We start from the raw sequence: 17,317 nt of genomic DNA on the forward strand, positions 1-17,317 counted from the left end.
AAATAAATTGCTCCTTTAGTTAAAAACTTTTTTCGGTTTAATTTCGTGCGCTTTTTCCGGATGAATCATGTATATAGCAAGCGCTTTATTTGTGTGGTTATCGATAAACACAAATTGCTCCTCAAATTCATACTGAAATTCATGACTATTAAATTTCTGACCATTTAAGATTCGCTTCTTGAATTCATCATCACTAACTTCAATGTGTTGTAATCCTTTCAAACCATATTCTATAGAAAACAACTTTTCTTGTAATGAATCATGCTCATGCAATACTTTAATTTGATCAAGTGTTAAACTGGCCTCTTGATTAAAACCGCCTGAAGCGATGCGAGTTAAAAGTGACATATGCGCAGGGAAGCCAAGACTGGCACCAATATCAGTAGCTAAAGTTCTAATATACGTACCCTTACCACATGTAACTTCAATATCGAAATGGCACTGTTCACCTTCGAAGGTTAGTTCAGAAATTCTTTGAATAGATTTGATATAGACGTGCCTGATTGGTCTTTCTACTTCCTCATTATTTCGAGCATATTCGTATAGCTTTTTACCTTTAACTTTCACTGAAGAATACATAGGGGGAATTTGTTTTATAAGTCCTAAAAATTGCTCAAGCGTATGATCTATGTCTTGTTCTGAAACATCTTCTGCTTTAATACGCTTAGTTTCTAATATATCCCCCGTTTGGTCTTCAGTAGTCGTACTCATGCCTAGTGTGACAGTTGCTTTATACGTTTTACCCATATCCATCACGTAATCACTGACCCTCGTAGCATGACCTAAACAAATTGGAAGTACACCATTTACTTCAGGATCAAGTGTACCCGTATGTCCAATTTTCTTCATTTTTAAAATCTTTCTTAGTTTAAAAACAACATCGTGGCTTGTTAAACCTCTTTCTTTAAATACAGGTAATATACCGTTATACATTTTGTCACACCTTTTACTCAACGTTACTTTAACCTTAATTATTATAACATCTCTTAAACTCTATTTGACTGAAAATAATACATAAAAATAGTAGGTAGTCATTCAACAATTTCTTTTGTGAATACGCGTACCTACTTTCATAAATGATTATTTATCTTCTTTGTGTAAATCTTGAATCATACGTTCAATTTTATTACCGTATTCGATTGATTCATCATATTCAAATGTTAAATCAGGAATAATTCTTAAACGCATTCTTGAACCTAACTCGGATTTAATAAAGCCTTTTGCTTTTTCAAGTGCCTTAAATGTATTATCGACTTCTTTTTCGTTTCCTAATACAGTTAAATAAACTTTTGCTTGCGATAGGTCATTCGTTAATTCAACATCTGTAATCGTAAGAAATCCAACTCTAGGATCTTTTACTTTAGTGTTTACAATATCCATAATTTCTTGCTTCATTTGTTCGCCAACACGTTCAGCTCTCATATTACTCATCTTCATTTCACCTCTTTTAATATATTTATTTTTTAAAATTATCCACGCTCAAGTAGATTATATTTTATTAAATAATGCGCTTTTTAGCAATGTGATTGATTCAAAAATCTCCTCCCTATTTGTGTTTCATAGCGAGGAGATTGGAATGATATTCTAATTCATTATCTTTGGATTTCAACCATTTCAAATGCTTCGATAATGTCGCCTTCTTTAAGGTCGTTATATTTTTCGATGGTAATACCACATTCATAACCTTGAGCTACTTCTTTAGCGTCATCTTTGAAACGTTTAAGTGTATCTAACTCACCTTCGAATAAGACAATACCATCTCTTATAACACGTACACCTGCGTTACGTGTGATTTTACCTTCTGTTACATAACTACCTGCAATTGTACCAACTTTAGATACTTTGAATGTTTGACGTACCTCTGCTTGTCCGATAACTTGTTCTTCGTATTCTGGGTCAAGTAAACCTTTCATAGCAGATTCGATTTCTTCGATAACATTATAGATAACACGGTGTAATCTCATATCAACATTTTCCGCTTCAGCAGCACGTTTTGCACCTGCATCTGGACGAACGTTAAATCCGATAATAATACCGTTAGAAGCATTTGCCAATGTCACGTCAGATTCATTGATTGCACCGACAGCTGTATGAATAATGCGTACATTAACGCCTTCAACATCAATTTTCATTAATGAAGCTGCTAATGCTTCTACAGAACCTTGAACGTCACCTTTGATAATTACGTTAAGGTCTTTCATTTCACCTTGTTTCATTTGTTCAAATAAGTTATCTAATGAAACATTTTTACTTTCTTGACGTTGCTGAATTACACTTGCTTCATGACGCGCTTCACCGATACGGCGTGCTTGTTTTTCATCACTAAATACGACGAAACGATCACCCGCAAGTGGCACATCATTGATACCAGTAATCTCGACTGGTGTAGATGGACCAGCTGATTTAATACGTTTACCTAAGTCATTTACCATAGCACGAATACGACCATACGTATTACCGACTACAATTGAATCTCCAACATTTAAAGTACCATTTTGTACTAATAATGATGCAGCAGGCCCACGTGATTTATCAAGTTCTGCTTCAATAACCGTACCGACAGCACGTTTTTCAGGATTTGCTTTTAATTCTTGAACTTCTGCTACTAAGCCAATCATTTCAAGTAAATCTTCAATGCCGTCTCCACTTAAAGCTGAAAGTGGTACGAAAATTGTATCGCCACCCCAGTCTTCAGGGATTAAACCGTATTCAGTTAATTCTTGCATAACACGATCTGGGTTAGCTGTCGGTTTATCAATTTTATTTACCGCAACAATTGTTGGTACTTCTGCTTCTTTCGCGTGATTAATCGCTTCGATAGTTTGTGGCATCACGCCATCATCTGCTGCTACAACTAGAATAGTAATATCAGTGACTTGTGCCCCACGTGCACGCATTGTTGTAAATGCAGCGTGTCCTGGAGTATCTAAGAAAGTAATTTTCTTACCAGCATTTTCAATTTGATAAGCACCGATATGTTGAGTAATACCGCCTGCTTCTCCTTCAGTTACTTTCGTATGACGAATAGAATCTAATAATGTTGTTTTACCGTGGTCAACGTGCCCCATGATTGTAACTACAGCTGGTCTTTCAATTGCATCTGGGTCTTCGCTTTCATCATCGAAATAAATCGATAAATCTTCTTCATCAATGACAACTTCTTGTTCGATTTCTACACCATAGTCTTCAGCAATTAATTCTAATGTTTCTTCATCTAATGATTGGTTAATATTAGCCATGATACCTAGTAAGAATAATTTCTTAATAATGCCTGAAGATTCAACATTTAATTTTTCAGCTAATTCACCAACTGTAATTCCTTCTTGGTAAGTGATTTTAGAAGGCATTTCTTTTGGTTCTGAAGTTTGGTTTTGTTGTTTATTATTTTTGTTGTTCTTATTATTTTTATTGTTTTTATTATTCTTGTTTTGTTGCTTGCCTTTGTTGTTTTGTCCGTTTTTCTTGTTTTGATTAGATTGTTGGTTACCTTTTTGTTGTTGGTTATTTTTGTTTTGTTGTTTGCCTTTATTGTTTTGATTTTGTTTGCTATTAGATTTTTGGTGATTATCTTGAGTATTTTGTTTGTTGTCATTATTTTGTTCTTTTTTGAACTTTTTGTCTAAAGCTTTAATTTGGTCGTCTTCTAAAGCTTGCATATGGTTAGACACTTCAACATTCATACTTTTTAACTCATCTATAATCTCTTTACTCTTTAGATTCAATTCTTTCGCATATTCGTAAATTCTTTTTTTACTCATATAATCACTCCTTACGATATTCATCTATCATTGATAACAATTTTTTTGCAAAACCAATATCGGTTACACCAATATTTACTCTCTCGCCTTTACCAAGTGCTATCCCTAATTCAACTCTCGTTCCAAAGCTTCTTAGTGGAATTTGATTGCTCTCGCTCTTATTTTTCATAACTTTTAATGTGTTATCAGAGGCATCAGTTGCAACAATGACGAGTTTAATTTTATTAGTTTTAATGTCGCTTAGAATTACAGATTCTCCACTTTTTATTTTGCCTGCTCTCATTGCTAAACCAAGAAAATTAAATATTTGATCTTTCGTCATTTAGGAATCTCTTCTCTATAAATTAAACGAATAATTTCTTTATATACTGGTTCAAGTGTTTCTTTAGAAGCATTGAAATATTTTTCAAGCAATTCTTTTTGTTGTGCCTTTTCAACTAAAGGAACATCTTTAGAAACATATGCGCCACGACCTTGTTTCTTACCAGTCGCATCGGCAAATATTTCACCTTCTTTATTGATGACTACACGAATCATATCTTTCTTAGGATGCATTTCGTTAGATATAATACATTTTCTCATTGGAATTTTTTTCTTCTTCATAAGTAGTCACTCCAATCTATTCTTCTGTATTCTTATCTTCTTCTGTTTCTTCATCCGTTTCTGCAGCTAATTCAGCTGTAGTTAAGTTAGATTCTTCTAAATTAACATCATCAAATTCTACATCTTCATCGCCAGTGTTAACAATTTCATCTGCTACTTCTTCTGACTCAATGATTGGGTAAATACCTGCTTCACGTGCATCTGTTTCAGATTTAATATCAATCTTCCAGCCTGTTAACTTAGCAGCTAAACGAGCATTTTGACCACGTTTACCAATTGCTAAAGATAATTGATAATCTGGAACTACAACAACTGTTGATTGATTGTCTTCGTCTACAATCACTTCTAAAACTTGTGATGGACTTAAAGCATTTCTTACGAATACTTTTGGATCTTCATTCCATTGCACAATGTCAATTTTCTCTCCACCAAGTTCTTCTACTACCGCTTCAACACGTGCACCTTTAGAACCTACACATGCGCCTACAGCATCAATGTCAGGATTTTCCGAATAAACACTGATTTTAGAACGGTCACCTGCTTCACGAGCAACAGATTTAACAATCACTGTTCCATCATAAATTTCTGGAACTTCTTGTTCGAATAAACGTTTTAATAAACCTGGATGGCTTCTTGAAACATAAATTTGAGGACCTTTAGTCGTTTGTTCAACTTTGTTTACATAAACTTTAATTCGTTCATTAGGAATATAACTTTCATTAGGGCTTCTTTCCGCTTCTGATAATACCGCTTCAATACGACCTAAGTTTACGTATACATAACGGTGGTCAACACGGTCAATCACACCTGTTAAGATATCTTCCTCTTTATCAATAAATTCATCGTATAAGATTTCTCTTTCAGCATCTCTTAATCTTTGCATCACGGCCTGTTTAGCTGCTTGCGCACCTACACGACCAAAGTCTTTAGGTGTAACATCTTCTTCGTAAATATCTCCAACTTCATAAGCAGGATTTTTTACTAAAGCTGTACTTAAGTCTACTTCTTCTCTATCATCAAAAACTTCTTCTACTACTTCTTTACGTGCAATAACTCTAAATGAACCTTCGTCCATATTTAATTCAACTCTAACATTTCTTGCACTGTCGTAATTTTTCTTATAAGCAGTAATTAATGCTGCTTCAATTGCATCGATAAGTACTTCTCTAGGAATTTTCTTTTCCTTTTCCAAATATTCAGTAGCTAATAATAATTCATTACTTGACACAGTTTTTCCTCCTCATCACGTTAAATCATAACAGCGTGACGTGCTTTTGCTATTTTATTTCTTGGTATTTCAATTTGTTTAGTTTTAGATTTCTCTTTTACTTCCATAACAATATTGTCATCATCAACAGATTGTAAAATGCCTAACCATTCTTTCTCACCTTCAATTGGAGCATAAAGTGAGATAAACACCGGTTGAGTTACCGCATTGTGAAAGTCTTTATCTTTTTTAATAGGTCTTTCTGCTCCTGGAGAAGCCACATCAAGATAATACATTTCAGGGATAGGGTCATTTTCATCCATAGCTTCACTAATTTTTTCAGAAGCTAGCGTACAATCGTTTAAATCCACACCGCCTTCTTTATCAATAGAAATTCTTAGAAAACGGTCTTTACCTTCTTTAACATATTCAATTTCAACAAGTTCAAATTTTAAGTCGTCTAAGATAGGTTGAATGATTGATTCTACTTGTTCAGTAACTTTACTCATACAGGCCTCCTTTTTTGGCAAATAGAAAAGAGCGGGTATATGCCCACTCTTCTGCCTGAGTTTAATCATTTTTTACGCAATTTAAGTATATCATAACTATTGATACTAAACAAATTTCATCAGATGTAGATAGATGTGTTGTGATTTATTTGTATTTGAAAAAATCATTTCCATTAAATCATTACATATCAAAGATTGAAAGTTGTGCTTTATCTGGTAAGTCAGGTAATGAGCCCATTTCATCTAAGTAATCAATAACTTTTTGAGATAAACCGGCCTTCTTATTTAAATCTTCTTTAGATAAGAATGGTCCTTCCTCACGTGCTTCTACAATTCGTTTGGCAACATTTTCACCTAGTCCTGGAACTGCCACGAATGGTGGGATAAGCGTATCTCCTTCAATAATGAAGTCAAATGCCTGACTTTTTTCTAGACTGATGGGTTGCATACGATAACCACGATGTGCCATCTCATTCATTATCTCAAGTACAGTTAACACGTCTTTTTCTTTTTTACCTAAATCCATATATCTTGAATACATGTCTTTAACTGTATTACGAATACTTGTTTTATCTTTAATCATAGTAATGAGATCAAAGTCAGAGGCTCTAATCGTAAAGTATGCTGCATAGTAATATAGTGGATGATGAACTTTGAAATAAGCAATTCTAACCGCCATAAGTACATATGCAGCCGCGTGTGCTTTCGGGAACATGTATTTAATCTTACGACAAGAATCTAAATACCAGTCTGGCACTTCATTTGCCTTCATCGCTTCAACCATTTCATCAGTTAAACCACGACCTTTACGCACAAATTCCATCGTTTTAAATGCCATTGATGGCTCTAAACCAGCATACATAAGATAAACCATGATATCGTCACGACAGCCTATAACGCTTGATAAGTCACAAATACCTTGTCTTATTAACTCTTGCGCATTTCCAAGCCATACGTCAGTACCGTGAGATAATCCTGAAATTTGAACAAGTTCTGAAAATGTCGTTGGCTTTGTATCTTCCAACATTTGTCTAACAAACCCTGTACCAAATTCAGGAACGCCAAATGTTCCTGTCTTACATAAAATTTCATCTTCCGTAACACCTAAACTTTCAGGGCCACTGAAAATTTGCATCGTGTCTTTATCATCAACTGGAATTGTTTTAGGATCTATGCCAGACAAGTCTTGAAGCATACGAATCATCGTTGGATCATCGTGTCCAAGTATGTCGAGTTTAAGTACATTATCATGGATTGAGTGGAAGTCAAAGTGTGTTGTCATCCAAGCCGCACTTTGGTCATCAGCTGGGAATTGAATCGGTGTGAAATCATAAATATCCATGTAATCTGGTACAACGATAATCCCTCCTGGATGCTGACCTGTTGTCCGTTTTACGCCTGTACATCCTTTGACTAATCTATCAATTTCTGCACCACGCTTATGAATGCCTTGATCGTTTAAGTAGCCTTTGACGAATCCGAATGCTGTTTTTTCTGCTACTGTACCTATCGTTCCAGCACGGAATACTTTGTCTTCACCAAATAGTACTTTCGTATAGTTATGTGCATTCGGTTGATATTCACCACTAAAGTTTAAGTCAATATCAGGTACTTTGTCCCCTTTGAATCCTAAGAATGTCTCGAAGGGAATATCCTGTCCTTCCTTAATTAAATCATTTCCACATGTTGGACATTTTTTATCGGGAAGGTCAAACCCTGAACCTACGGAACCATCATCGAAGAACTCACTTGTCTTACAATGAGAACAGATATAGTGCGGTGGCAATGGATTAACCTCAGTGATTTCAGTCATCGTTGCTACGAAACTTGAACCTACGGAACCACGAGAGCCTACTAAATATCCATCATCGAGTGATTTCTTAACCAAACGTTGGGAAATTAAATAGATAACTGAGAATCCGTTACCGATAATACTTGCCAATTCCTTCTCTAATCTATCTATAACAATTTGTGGTAAGTCTTCACCATATAATTTTTTAGCATTAGAATAGCTTAACTCACGAATTTCATCATTCGCGCCTTCCATTCTCGGAGTGAACAATTTATCTTTAATTGGCACGACTCTCTCAATACGATCAGCTAACTCGTTTGTATTTTTTACAACAATCTCGTGCGCTTTTTCCTCTCCTAAAAAGTGAAACTCATCTAACATTTCATCAGTTGTTCTAAAATGAGCTTCTGGTAATGTAGAACGATTCAATGGATTACCTGGTTGAGAAGCGATTAATATTTTTCTCGCTATCGCATCATGTTCATATAAATAATGCGCATTACCTGTTGCAATAACTGGGATGTTGGCACTTTCGCCAGCTTCAATTAATCGCTTATAAATCTCAATCAATGTTTCTTTATCTCTAATCAATTCTCTATCCATTAAATCTTGATAAAGGGCTGGCGGTTGAACTTCGATAAAGTCATAATACTTTGCAATTTTTTCAACTTCTGATTGATCTTTCTGCATTACTGCAGTAAATAACTCACCTTCGTCACATGCGGTTCCCACTAATATTCCTTCTCTATATTCATTTAAAAGAGAACGCGGAATTCGTGGAGTACGATAATAATATTGAACTAAAGAGGCACTAACAATCTTAAATAAGTTTTTAAGTCCTTCTTGGTTTTGAACGATTAATGTGACATGTGATGGTCGAGCTCTTTTATATGCATCTTCATTCGTAAGTTTTTTATTAATTTCGTTATGGTTGTTAACACCTAGCTCCTTCATTTGTTGAACCATTTTAATGAAAATGTAGGCCGTAGCCTCTGTATCATAAATGGCTCTATGGTGTTGTGTGAGTTCGACGCCATACTTTTTAGCAAGGAAATTCAAACCATGTTTACCATACTCTGTATTAATCGTACGAGAAAGTTCGAGTGTATCAATAACACCGTTTGTTGATGGACCGAAACCTAAACGTTCATAACCTGTATCGATGAAGCCCATATCGAATGACGCATTATGCGCTACAAAAATGGCGTCTCCAACCCATTCTTTAAATTCAGTTAATACTTCTTCAATTTCCGGCGCATCTGTCAGCATATCATCAGTAATATGCGTCAAATTAATGATTGTTTCTGACAAACGTTCGTGTGGATTACTAAAACGTTCAAATTTATCAATAATTTCACCATCATGTACTTTAACTGCTGCTAATTCAATAATTTTATCGTACTGATTGGATAGACCCGTTGTTTCAACGTCGAACACAACATACGTCGCATCTTTTAAATGACGATCTGTTGGTTTGTATGCAATAGGAACGCCATCATCAACAAGCATGCCTTCCATACCATAAATCATTTTCAAGCCGTGTTTCTCAGCAGCATTATGCGCATCTGGAAAGGCTTGTACAACATTATGATCCGTGACAGCAATCGCAGAATGTCCCCATTCCGCAGCTTGTTCTACATATGAACTTATATGTGGAATACCATCCATTTGACTCATCGCTGTATGTAAATGAAATTCAACACGTTTTTCGTCTGCTTTATCTCTTTTCGGAGTTTTCTTGATTTCCTCAATGTCAGACATCATCATCACTAAATCACGAACGAATGAATCTTCTTCAATTCGACCTTGAGCTCTTACCCATTTACCTACACTAAGTGCTTTGAAATGATCTAAATCATCTTTATTTTTACGTGTAAACATTTTTAAAACTAGAGAATCCGTATAGTCTGTAACTTTGAGTTCTACAATATGACGTCCGCTTTTTAATTCTTTTAAGTTAATATCGAAGATAACGCCCTCAATGGCTACTTTAAATTCTTCTTCAATGATAGACTCAATTGAACGCAGATTTTCAACTTGGATAGGCTTACCAATTTGACATTTATCAACAGTACTTTCGTTGTTGTCCTGTTGTTTAGCTTTTTCAGCTTTCATTTTTTCTAATTTCTCAGTTGCTTCTCTAGCGCTTTGTTCATCTTCTTGTTGAATATGCGCTTCTAAAGACGCTAAATCGTCATCATGGTTTGACGTATCCGTCTCAAATACAACTTTATCGATATTGAAACCGCATTTTTGGAATGCTTTTACTAAGCTGCCGTTACACGCTTTATCGAAGTGATTACGTTCAATATCATTAGAAACTAAAACTTTGATGACGTTGCCAGACATAATCAACTTCTTCTGTTTAAGTTGACCTTTCACTTTAGGTGATAATCCAGTTTGATCAATACAATGGGCAAAATATTTTAATGCGTGTTCATCTTGGTTATGCGTGTCTTTAATTGAGAAATGTATTGTAACCGTGGCTATTTCTTTGAATTCTTCTTCAATTGCATGAGTAAATAATAGATAATCTTCATGAGAGAGAAAGCGTGGTAATGAAATTTGAAATTCCCATGTTCTGTTTTTGTTGGAAACATCAATGCGAGTCAGCTCTCCTTCTTGAAGAATGTCAGACTCTAATTGATTTGATATTTTAATTTGATCGGCAAGTACTTTGAATTTTTCTTGATTTGTCATTGCCAAAATAATAACCACCTTAAATATTTAATACTTTTACTAAAAATAATTTAACGTATGCTTTGTTTGGAAATATTTCGATTTTTATGCAAAAGTGTTAAAGCAAATTTGATTCATATTATACTACTCATTGAGTTAATTTTCATGAGAAATTGATTGAAATTTAAACAATAAAGAAGAGCAGGTTAGAGTCCTTATTTAAGAATTCGTCATCCTGCCCTATTTAAGTTATTACAATTATTTCCTCATTGCTTATTTTAAGTTTTCATATAAACCTTTTAAATAGTTTTCTAAATCATCAATATGAACGTCTTCACTTTCACCGTTTAAGCGTTGTTTAACTTCCACGATGCCTTCTCCAGCTCTTTTACCGACAACAACACGTAGTGGTAGACCAATTAGATCGGCATCATTGAATTTTACGCCTGCTCTTTCTTGTCTGTCATCATAAAGAACATCATATCGTCCATTCAGTTGAGAATAGAGTTGATCACCTAATTCACGTTGCTCATCCTTTTTAGGATTAATCGTAATAAGGTGTAATTCAAAAGGCGTCACTGATTTAGGCCAAATAATACCATTCTCATCGTTATTTTGTTCAACAATTGCACTAAGTGTTCTAGAGATACCAATACCATAACACCCCATAATTAATGGTTGCGCTTTACCTTGGTTGTCTAAGAAAGTCGCATTCATAGCTTCTGAATATTTTGTTCCTAATTTGAACACTTGCCCTACTTCAATTCCTTCGGCAAATTGAGCTTCTCCAGAACCATCACTTAGCATTTCGCCTTCTAAAATAAATCTAAAATCACCATATTGATCAATGTCAAAATCTCTTCCAACATTCGCATTCACATAATGATAACCGTCTTCATTAGCACCTACGACAAGATTATTTAAGTCTTGAACATAATTGTCTGCATAAATTTTAATTTCTTTATTATGGATAGGGCCAAGAGAGCCTGGGTTTGCGCCTACAAGATTTACAATTTCATCTTGAGTAGCCATTTCTACATGGTCTGTTCCAAAATATGATTTTAATTTAACATCATTTAATTCATGATGGCCTCTAATAAGAACCATGATGAATTCGCCATCCACTTTGAATATCATTGTCTTAACAATTTCATCTAACGGACGATTTAAGAAATCTGCTAATTCTTGTGCAGTTTTAACATGAGGTGTTTCAATTTTTGTTAGTTCTGCTGTTTCGGTATGTTTTTTAGAAGGATGATAAACGACTTCTGCCTTTTCAATATTAGCAGCGTATTCACTTTCATTACTATAAACAATCGTATCTTCACCGATTTCACTTAATGCCATAAATTCATGTGTGTGATTCCCACCAATCGCTCCGGAATCAGCAACGACTGGACGTGCATTAATACCAACACGTTTAAAGATCCTGCTATACGCATTATACATGTCTTGATAAGTCGCATCTAAAGAAGCTTCATCTGCGTGGAAAGAATAAGCATCTTTCATAATGAACTCACGACCTCTAAGCAAACCAAAACGTGGTCTCTTTTCATCACGGAATTTAGATTGGATTTGGAATAATGTAAGAGGTAATCGTTTATAAGATTTTAACTCATCTCTAACTAGAGATGTTACAACTTCTTCATGTGTAGGTCCTAATGCGAATTCTCGTCCATTTCTATCTTTTAAGCGCATCAATTCAGGACCGTATGCTCCCCAACGTCCAGATTCTTCCCATAATTCTGCTTGTTGTAATGCAGGCATTAGTATCTCTACCGCGTCTATACTTTCCATTTCTTCACGCACAATTTTAGAAATATTATTTAAAACGCGTGTTGCAAGTGGTAAATAACTATATATTCCACTTGTACTTTGTTTAATTAACCCTGCTTTAAGCAATAATCTATGGCTTAATGCTTCAGCTTCAGCAGGAACTTCTCTCATCGTTGGTATAAATACTTTAGATTGCTTCATTCTCTATTTTCCTCCCTAATTATAAGAAATACCGTTGTATGTCATTCCACGTCACTATTATCATAATGATAACTACAAATAGTGCACCTGTTGCAATAATTGCAGTTTCAGCTTTTTTATTTATTGGCTTTCTGAAAATGGCCTCATATAATACAAATAAGATTCGACCACCGTCTAACGCTGGTATAGGTAATAAATTCATGATACCTAGGTTTACACTCAATAGAGCTGTATAGCCTATTAAGTTTATAATACCAGACTTAACTACTGAGTCCACGTTATGGTAAATACCTACAGGTCCATTGAGCATGTCGAATGAGAATCCACCTGTAAAGATGCTCGCAATCATACCAACAACCGCTGTAAAAATTAATTTACCTTTATCAAAGAAATTATAAATTCCATAGCTAATTGGCTTGAATATGCTATGTTCCGTCTTAGGTGCAAAACCAATTTGATAGCTCGTTTGACTCTTATTCTTGCTGATTTTTGTATTTACTTTTTTAGGTTCCAGTTGCATTGTTTTTGTATGATGATCTCTTTGAACTTTAATTGTTGTTTTAGATGTTTTGTTTTCATCTAAAACTTTTTTGATTTCACTAAAATCTTTAATTTTATGGCTACCGATTTGAACTATTTTATCACCTTTATGTAGTCCAGCTTCATCGGCAGGTGAATGCTTCACTACTTCTCCAATTGTATTCGTAGGCGTCCCTTGATAATATGCTAAACCTATAAATAGAACCAATGCTAAGATAAAGTTGAATAGCGGTCCTGCAAATAATGTTAAAAACTTAGGGAGTGGTTTCTTATGTGCAAATTGTCTATCTCGTGGTGCAATTTGAATAAGACTACCATTCTCTACGAAATATGCTTTTTTAGCTATAGGATAGTGATGTCTTTCATCGTCGTACGACGTAATTCCTTCTATATATAAATCATCTTTGAAGTCACATTTTTTAACTTCTATTGCTTCGATTTGTTGGAATTTATGTTGGTCATCTAAGATGATATGCGTAATTTCATCATTATCGTTTAATTTTATCTTCACGTTCATACCTGGTTGAACGGGTGGTTCTTCTAGACCATCACCAGCCATTCTGACATAACCACCTACAGGTAATAATCGTATCGTATATAATGTTTCATCTTTTCTAAAACTAAAAATTTTAGGCCCCATGCCGATAGCAAATTCGGGACACATGATACCTGCTCTCTTCGCAAAGAACATATGACCGTATTCGTGTACAGTTACGAGCACGCCAAATACGATGATAAATGCAACTACTGTTATTAAAATGCTCATGCGCTACACCTCTATTGATATTGTGTTTTAATTTTTAAAAATAATCTAAGCATTGTAATAAATTGGCAATATAAAACATTATAATACGCTTAGATTCATTCTCAAATTGATATGTATAGTTGTCGTTTGAAATTTAAAAATGTGGTAGTGATTAAAAGGAGTTAAGAAATATTGATTATGTCTCAATATCTCAATAACTCCTTTATTATAACATCTATTTTATTTTATAGACTGTGCGATTTAAATTTGAATTAATAAAATATTTAACAGTGGTAAAACAAACATGAAACTATCAAATCTGTCTAGAATACCACCATGCCCTGGAAGAATACGACCTGAATCTTTCACACCAAAATGACGTTTAAATCCAGATTCAACTAAATCACCTAATTGGCCAAACATACTCAATATGACTGTGATAAGTAATAAAAGCCAAATATTTAATTGGAAATTAACGAAGAATTGCATAATTAAAGGGACTAGCAAACTACAAATAATTCCTCCGATAAATCCTTCGATTGTTTTGTTCGGACTAATGACTGGCCAAAGTTTATGTTTACCCATTAAACGACCAAAAATATATGCCCCTGTGTCAGTTAACCAAACGATTAAGAATGCAAATAATATGTAATGTAAACCTTCTGAACGAGTTTCATAGAAATACATAAATCCAATACCTACATATGCTACTGACATTAAACAAAATGCTGAATCCATGAAACTAAATCTATTTTTAGATAATACAGTATAACTTAACAGTATAAAACTCATAGCAATTAAACTTTTGAGTTGAATCGTTTGAACCCATTCTCCCGCATCTTGAGGTAACATAATAATAATCAATGCGAGTGCACTGATCAGTCCTGGTATAGATAAGAATTTGATCATATTCATGTTTAATAATTCTTTTAAAGCAATTAATGCTAACAAGTAAGCAAATAGCATTAATACCATGCCACCTTTAAGAAGGATAGGCAAGAATATTAATAAGGCTATAATTGCAGTTAATGTTCTTACTTTCATACTCTACTCCTCACTTAATCCCCCAAAACGTCTTTGGCGTGATTGATAAATTTTTATACATTCTTTCAATTCATTCTCATCGAAATCTGGCCATAACTTCTCATTGAATATAAATTCACTGTATGAAGCTTGCCAAATTAAAAAGTTACTAATTCTCTGCTCACCAGAGGTACGAATTAATAATTCTGGATCAGGATAATTGTGAGTCATTAAATGCTTATTAAATAATTCTTCATCTATAGCATTAGCACTTTGATTATTGGTTTGTAATTCTTCATAAATCTCTTTCATACTCTGAATAATTTCTGCACGTCCACCATAATTTATAGCAAAAACAAGTGTTAGGCCTGTATTATGTTTTGTCTTGTCTTTGGCATAATCAATTGCTTCAATTGTGGATTTAGGCAATCCATTATTAAACCCAATCGTTTCGACTTTAACATTTTTCTCGATTAATTCTGGTAAAAATGTCTTAAGGAAATTAACAGGCAAATTCATAATATAATTAACTTCGCTTTCAGGTCTAGACCAATTCTCAGTAGAGAAAGCATAAAGCGTTAAGTACTTAATACCAATATTACTCGCTTCTCGAGTGATTTTCTTGATTGTTTGCATCCCTTCATAATGGCCTTTAATACGTGGCATTTTACGTTTTTTAGCCCATCGACCATTTCCATCCATAATGATAGCAACATGTTCAGGTATATTATGTAAATCTAAATCATTGTCTAGATTATTCTCAGTTTTATTTTTATTTTTTAGCTTTTTAAACATGGTCTTTCCTCCGAGCCTGATCATCTCTGTTTTATTCTATACGTTAATTAAACAATCATCTATCATTTTATCATACTCATTTATTCCATTGAATAAGCAAATAAAAAAACTGTACCAAAGTCCTACTCGGTACAGTTTAGACTAAAAAGATTATTGGTGTCTAGAGGAATAGTTATAAAAACAACTATACATTTAAATCAATTGATATGATTTTATTATTATGACCATATAAGGTGTCCTATGACATCAATATCTTAAATATTTTATTTTTGAAATTATGTGATTAAACAGACATAATATCTTTTTCTTTGTCATCTACTAATTGGTCAATTTCTTTAATTGAATTATCAGTAGCTTTTTGAACATCATCAGTTTGACTTCTTAAATCATCTTCAGTGATGTCTCCATTTTTCTCTTGTTTTTTAAGATGATCATTGATGTCGCGACGAATGTTTCTAATTGAAACTTTTGCATCCTCACCAATTTTTTTAACATCTTTAACTAATTCTTTACGTCTTTCTTCAGTAAGAGCAGGAACTGAAATACGAATTACTTCGCCATCACTAGTTGGATTTACACCTAAATTTGCAGCGATAATCGCTTTTTCGATGTCATCTACAGAAGTTTTATCGTATGGTGAAATCACTAACAAACGTGCTTCTGGCACACTAATACTTGCTAGTTGTTGAACAGGCGTTGGCGCGCCATAGTAATCAACAGTTACACCGTTTAATAAGTTTGAATTTGCTCTACCTGCACTAATATTAGCTAATTCACGTGATAAGTTGTCGATAGATTTTTGCATTCTAGCTTTTGTATCTTTAATTATGTCACTCATTTTTTACACCTCTAGATTATTTTGTAATCAACGTTCCGATTTTTTCACCCATTACGGCACGTTTAATATTTCCTTCTTCCATAATTGAGAATACATTTAATGGAATATTATTGTCCATACAGAATGATGAAGCTGTTGAATCCATTACTTGTAATCCTTCTTGTAACATTTGAATATGTGTTAAATGTTCATATTTAACGGCATTTTCATCAACTTTAGGATCTGCTGAATATACGCCATCTACATTATTTTTACCCATTAAAATTACATCTGCTTCTACTTCAGCCGCACGTAAAGCTGCTGTTGTATCTGTTGAGAAGTAAGGGTTGCCAATACCAGCTGCAAAGATAACAACGCGTTTTTTCTCTAAGTGTCGAATTGCACGACGACGAATATATGGTTCAGCAACTTGTTTCATTTCAATAGAAGTTAAAACACGTGTATCACAATCTAACTGTTCTAAGCTATCTTGTAAAGCTAAAGCATTCATCACAGTCGCTAACATACCCATATAGTCAGCTGTACCGCGATCCATACCTAAGTCACTACCTGTTTTACCTCTCCAAATATTTCCGCCACCAACGATGACTGCGATTTCACAGTCCATTTTAGCAACTTCAGCAACTTGTTTTGCTACACTTTTAATGATGATTGGATTAATACCAAATCCTTTATCACCTGCTAATGCTTCACCACTCAATTTCAAGACTACACGTTTATATTTAGAAGTTTGAGCCATTTTCTTATCCTCTCTATAGTAAAAATATGTAAAAATATATAAGTAAAGAAGACACGGATGGCTTCTTTCTATAGCTATGCAACTAATAGAAAGGAAACGTAATAGGTGTCTT

Annotated in this window: 14 protein-coding genes; all 14 read right to left on the minus strand. The window is 34.1% G+C overall.

Annotation, left to right across the window (positions count from 1 at the left end; genetic code table 11):
- Window positions 1–15: 15 nt before the first annotated feature.
- The 14 genes from truB to pyrH all read right to left on the minus strand — a co-directional run bounded on the left by truB (window position 16) and on the right by pyrH (window position 17,205).
- Complete coding sequence (gene truB, locus CD155_RS03090; protein ID WP_103212490.1) at window positions 16–933, minus strand: tRNA pseudouridine(55) synthase TruB; 918 nt, start codon at window positions 931–933, stop codon at window positions 16–18.
- 147 nt (window positions 934–1,080) lie between these two features.
- Window positions 1,081–1,431: a 30S ribosome-binding factor RbfA gene (rbfA, locus tag CD155_RS03095; protein WP_037541413.1), complete on the minus strand. Its 351-nt coding sequence runs from the start codon at window positions 1,429–1,431 to the stop codon at window positions 1,081–1,083.
- A gap of 161 nt (window positions 1,432–1,592) precedes the next feature.
- Complete coding sequence (gene infB, locus CD155_RS03100; RefSeq protein ID WP_044466282.1) at window positions 1,593–3,758, minus strand: translation initiation factor IF-2; 2,166 nt, start codon at window positions 3,756–3,758, stop codon at window positions 1,593–1,595.
- 4 nt (window positions 3,759–3,762) lie between these two features.
- A complete protein-coding gene (locus CD155_RS03105) occupies window positions 3,763–4,080 on the minus strand; it encodes a L7Ae/L30e/S12e/Gadd45 family ribosomal protein (RefSeq protein ID WP_103212491.1) in 318 nt (105 codons plus the stop codon).
- Window positions 4,077–4,361, minus strand: coding sequence for an RNase P modulator RnpM (gene rnpM, locus CD155_RS03110; RefSeq protein WP_002442571.1), 285 nt, complete (start codon window positions 4,359–4,361; stop codon window positions 4,077–4,079). The genes CD155_RS03105 and rnpM overlap by 4 nt, the downstream gene beginning before the upstream one ends.
- Window positions 4,362–4,377: 16 nt before the next feature.
- Entirely contained in the window at window positions 4,378–5,589 is a 1,212-nt protein-coding gene (gene nusA / locus CD155_RS03115) for a transcription termination factor NusA (protein ID WP_002442570.1), read from the minus strand.
- A gap of 20 nt (window positions 5,590–5,609) precedes the next feature.
- Entirely contained in the window at window positions 5,610–6,077 is a 468-nt protein-coding gene (gene rimP, locus CD155_RS03120; RefSeq protein WP_037541410.1) for a ribosome maturation factor RimP, read from the minus strand.
- A 181-nt stretch (window positions 6,078–6,258) separates the two neighbouring features.
- Entirely contained in the window at window positions 6,259–10,569 is a 4,311-nt protein-coding gene (locus CD155_RS03125; protein WP_103212527.1) for a PolC-type DNA polymerase III, read from the minus strand.
- Between the two features lie 252 nt (window positions 10,570–10,821).
- Window positions 10,822–12,525: a proline--tRNA ligase gene (locus tag CD155_RS03130; protein WP_103212492.1), complete on the minus strand. Its 1,704-nt coding sequence runs from the start codon at window positions 12,523–12,525 to the stop codon at window positions 10,822–10,824.
- 19 nt (window positions 12,526–12,544) lie between these two features.
- The gene (rseP, locus tag CD155_RS03135; RefSeq protein ID WP_103212493.1) at window positions 12,545–13,831 is read right to left on the minus strand and encodes an RIP metalloprotease RseP; all 1,287 of its coding nucleotides are present in this window, start codon (window positions 13,829–13,831) and stop codon (window positions 12,545–12,547) included.
- Between the two features lie 240 nt (window positions 13,832–14,071).
- On the minus strand, window positions 14,072–14,854 hold the full coding sequence (locus CD155_RS03140) for a phosphatidate cytidylyltransferase (protein WP_103212494.1): 783 nt from the start codon (window positions 14,852–14,854) through the stop codon (window positions 14,072–14,074).
- Window positions 14,855–14,857: 3 nt separating this feature from the next.
- Complete coding sequence (gene uppS / locus CD155_RS03145) at window positions 14,858–15,628, minus strand: undecaprenyl pyrophosphate synthase (protein ID WP_037541408.1); 771 nt, start codon at window positions 15,626–15,628, stop codon at window positions 14,858–14,860.
- A 283-nt stretch (window positions 15,629–15,911) separates the two neighbouring features.
- Window positions 15,912–16,466 (minus strand): ribosome recycling factor, encoded by a 555-nt coding sequence (gene frr, locus CD155_RS03150; RefSeq protein ID WP_002442559.1) that lies wholly within the window; start codon window positions 16,464–16,466, stop codon window positions 15,912–15,914.
- Between the two features lie 16 nt (window positions 16,467–16,482).
- Complete coding sequence (pyrH, locus tag CD155_RS03155) at window positions 16,483–17,205, minus strand: UMP kinase (RefSeq protein ID WP_002436299.1); 723 nt, start codon at window positions 17,203–17,205, stop codon at window positions 16,483–16,485.
- Window positions 17,206–17,317: the final 112 nt, after the last annotated feature.

This window comes from Staphylococcus caprae, assembly GCF_002902725.1.
Lineage (GTDB): Bacteria > Bacillota > Bacilli > Staphylococcales > Staphylococcaceae > Staphylococcus > Staphylococcus caprae.

What these genes read in the sequence shown, in the direction of transcription:
- CD155_RS03125 (WP_103212527.1), bottom strand. Translation starts at nt 10,569, where the DNA reads ATGACAAATCAAGAAAAATTCAAAGTACTTGCCGATCAAATTAAAATA.
- rseP (WP_103212493.1), bottom strand. Translation starts at nt 13,831, where the DNA reads ATGAGCATTTTAATAACAGTAGTTGCATTTATCATCGTATTTGGCGTG.
- infB (WP_044466282.1), bottom strand. Translation starts at nt 3,758, where the DNA reads ATGAGTAAAAAAAGAATTTACGAATATGCGAAAGAATTGAATCTAAAG.
- pyrH (WP_002436299.1), bottom strand. Translation starts at nt 17,205, where the DNA reads ATGGCTCAAACTTCTAAATATAAACGTGTAGTCTTGAAATTGAGTGGT.
- uppS (WP_037541408.1), bottom strand. Translation starts at nt 15,628, where the DNA reads ATGTTTAAAAAGCTAAAAAATAAAAATAAAACTGAGAATAATCTAGAC.
- rnpM (WP_002442571.1), bottom strand. Translation starts at nt 4,361, where the DNA reads ATGAAGAAGAAAAAAATTCCAATGAGAAAATGTATTATATCTAACGAA.
- rbfA (WP_037541413.1), bottom strand. Translation starts at nt 1,431, where the DNA reads ATGAGTAATATGAGAGCTGAACGTGTTGGCGAACAAATGAAGCAAGAA.
- truB (WP_103212490.1), bottom strand. Translation starts at nt 933, where the DNA reads ATGTATAACGGTATATTACCTGTATTTAAAGAAAGAGGTTTAACAAGC.
- CD155_RS03105 (WP_103212491.1), bottom strand. Translation starts at nt 4,080, where the DNA reads ATGACGAAAGATCAAATATTTAATTTTCTTGGTTTAGCAATGAGAGCA.
- rimP (WP_037541410.1), bottom strand. Translation starts at nt 6,077, where the DNA reads ATGAGTAAAGTTACTGAACAAGTAGAATCAATCATTCAACCTATCTTA.
- CD155_RS03140 (WP_103212494.1), bottom strand. Translation starts at nt 14,854, where the DNA reads ATGAAAGTAAGAACATTAACTGCAATTATAGCCTTATTAATATTCTTG.
- CD155_RS03130 (WP_103212492.1), bottom strand. Translation starts at nt 12,525, where the DNA reads ATGAAGCAATCTAAAGTATTTATACCAACGATGAGAGAAGTTCCTGCT.
- frr (WP_002442559.1), bottom strand. Translation starts at nt 16,466, where the DNA reads ATGAGTGACATAATTAAAGATACAAAAGCTAGAATGCAAAAATCTATC.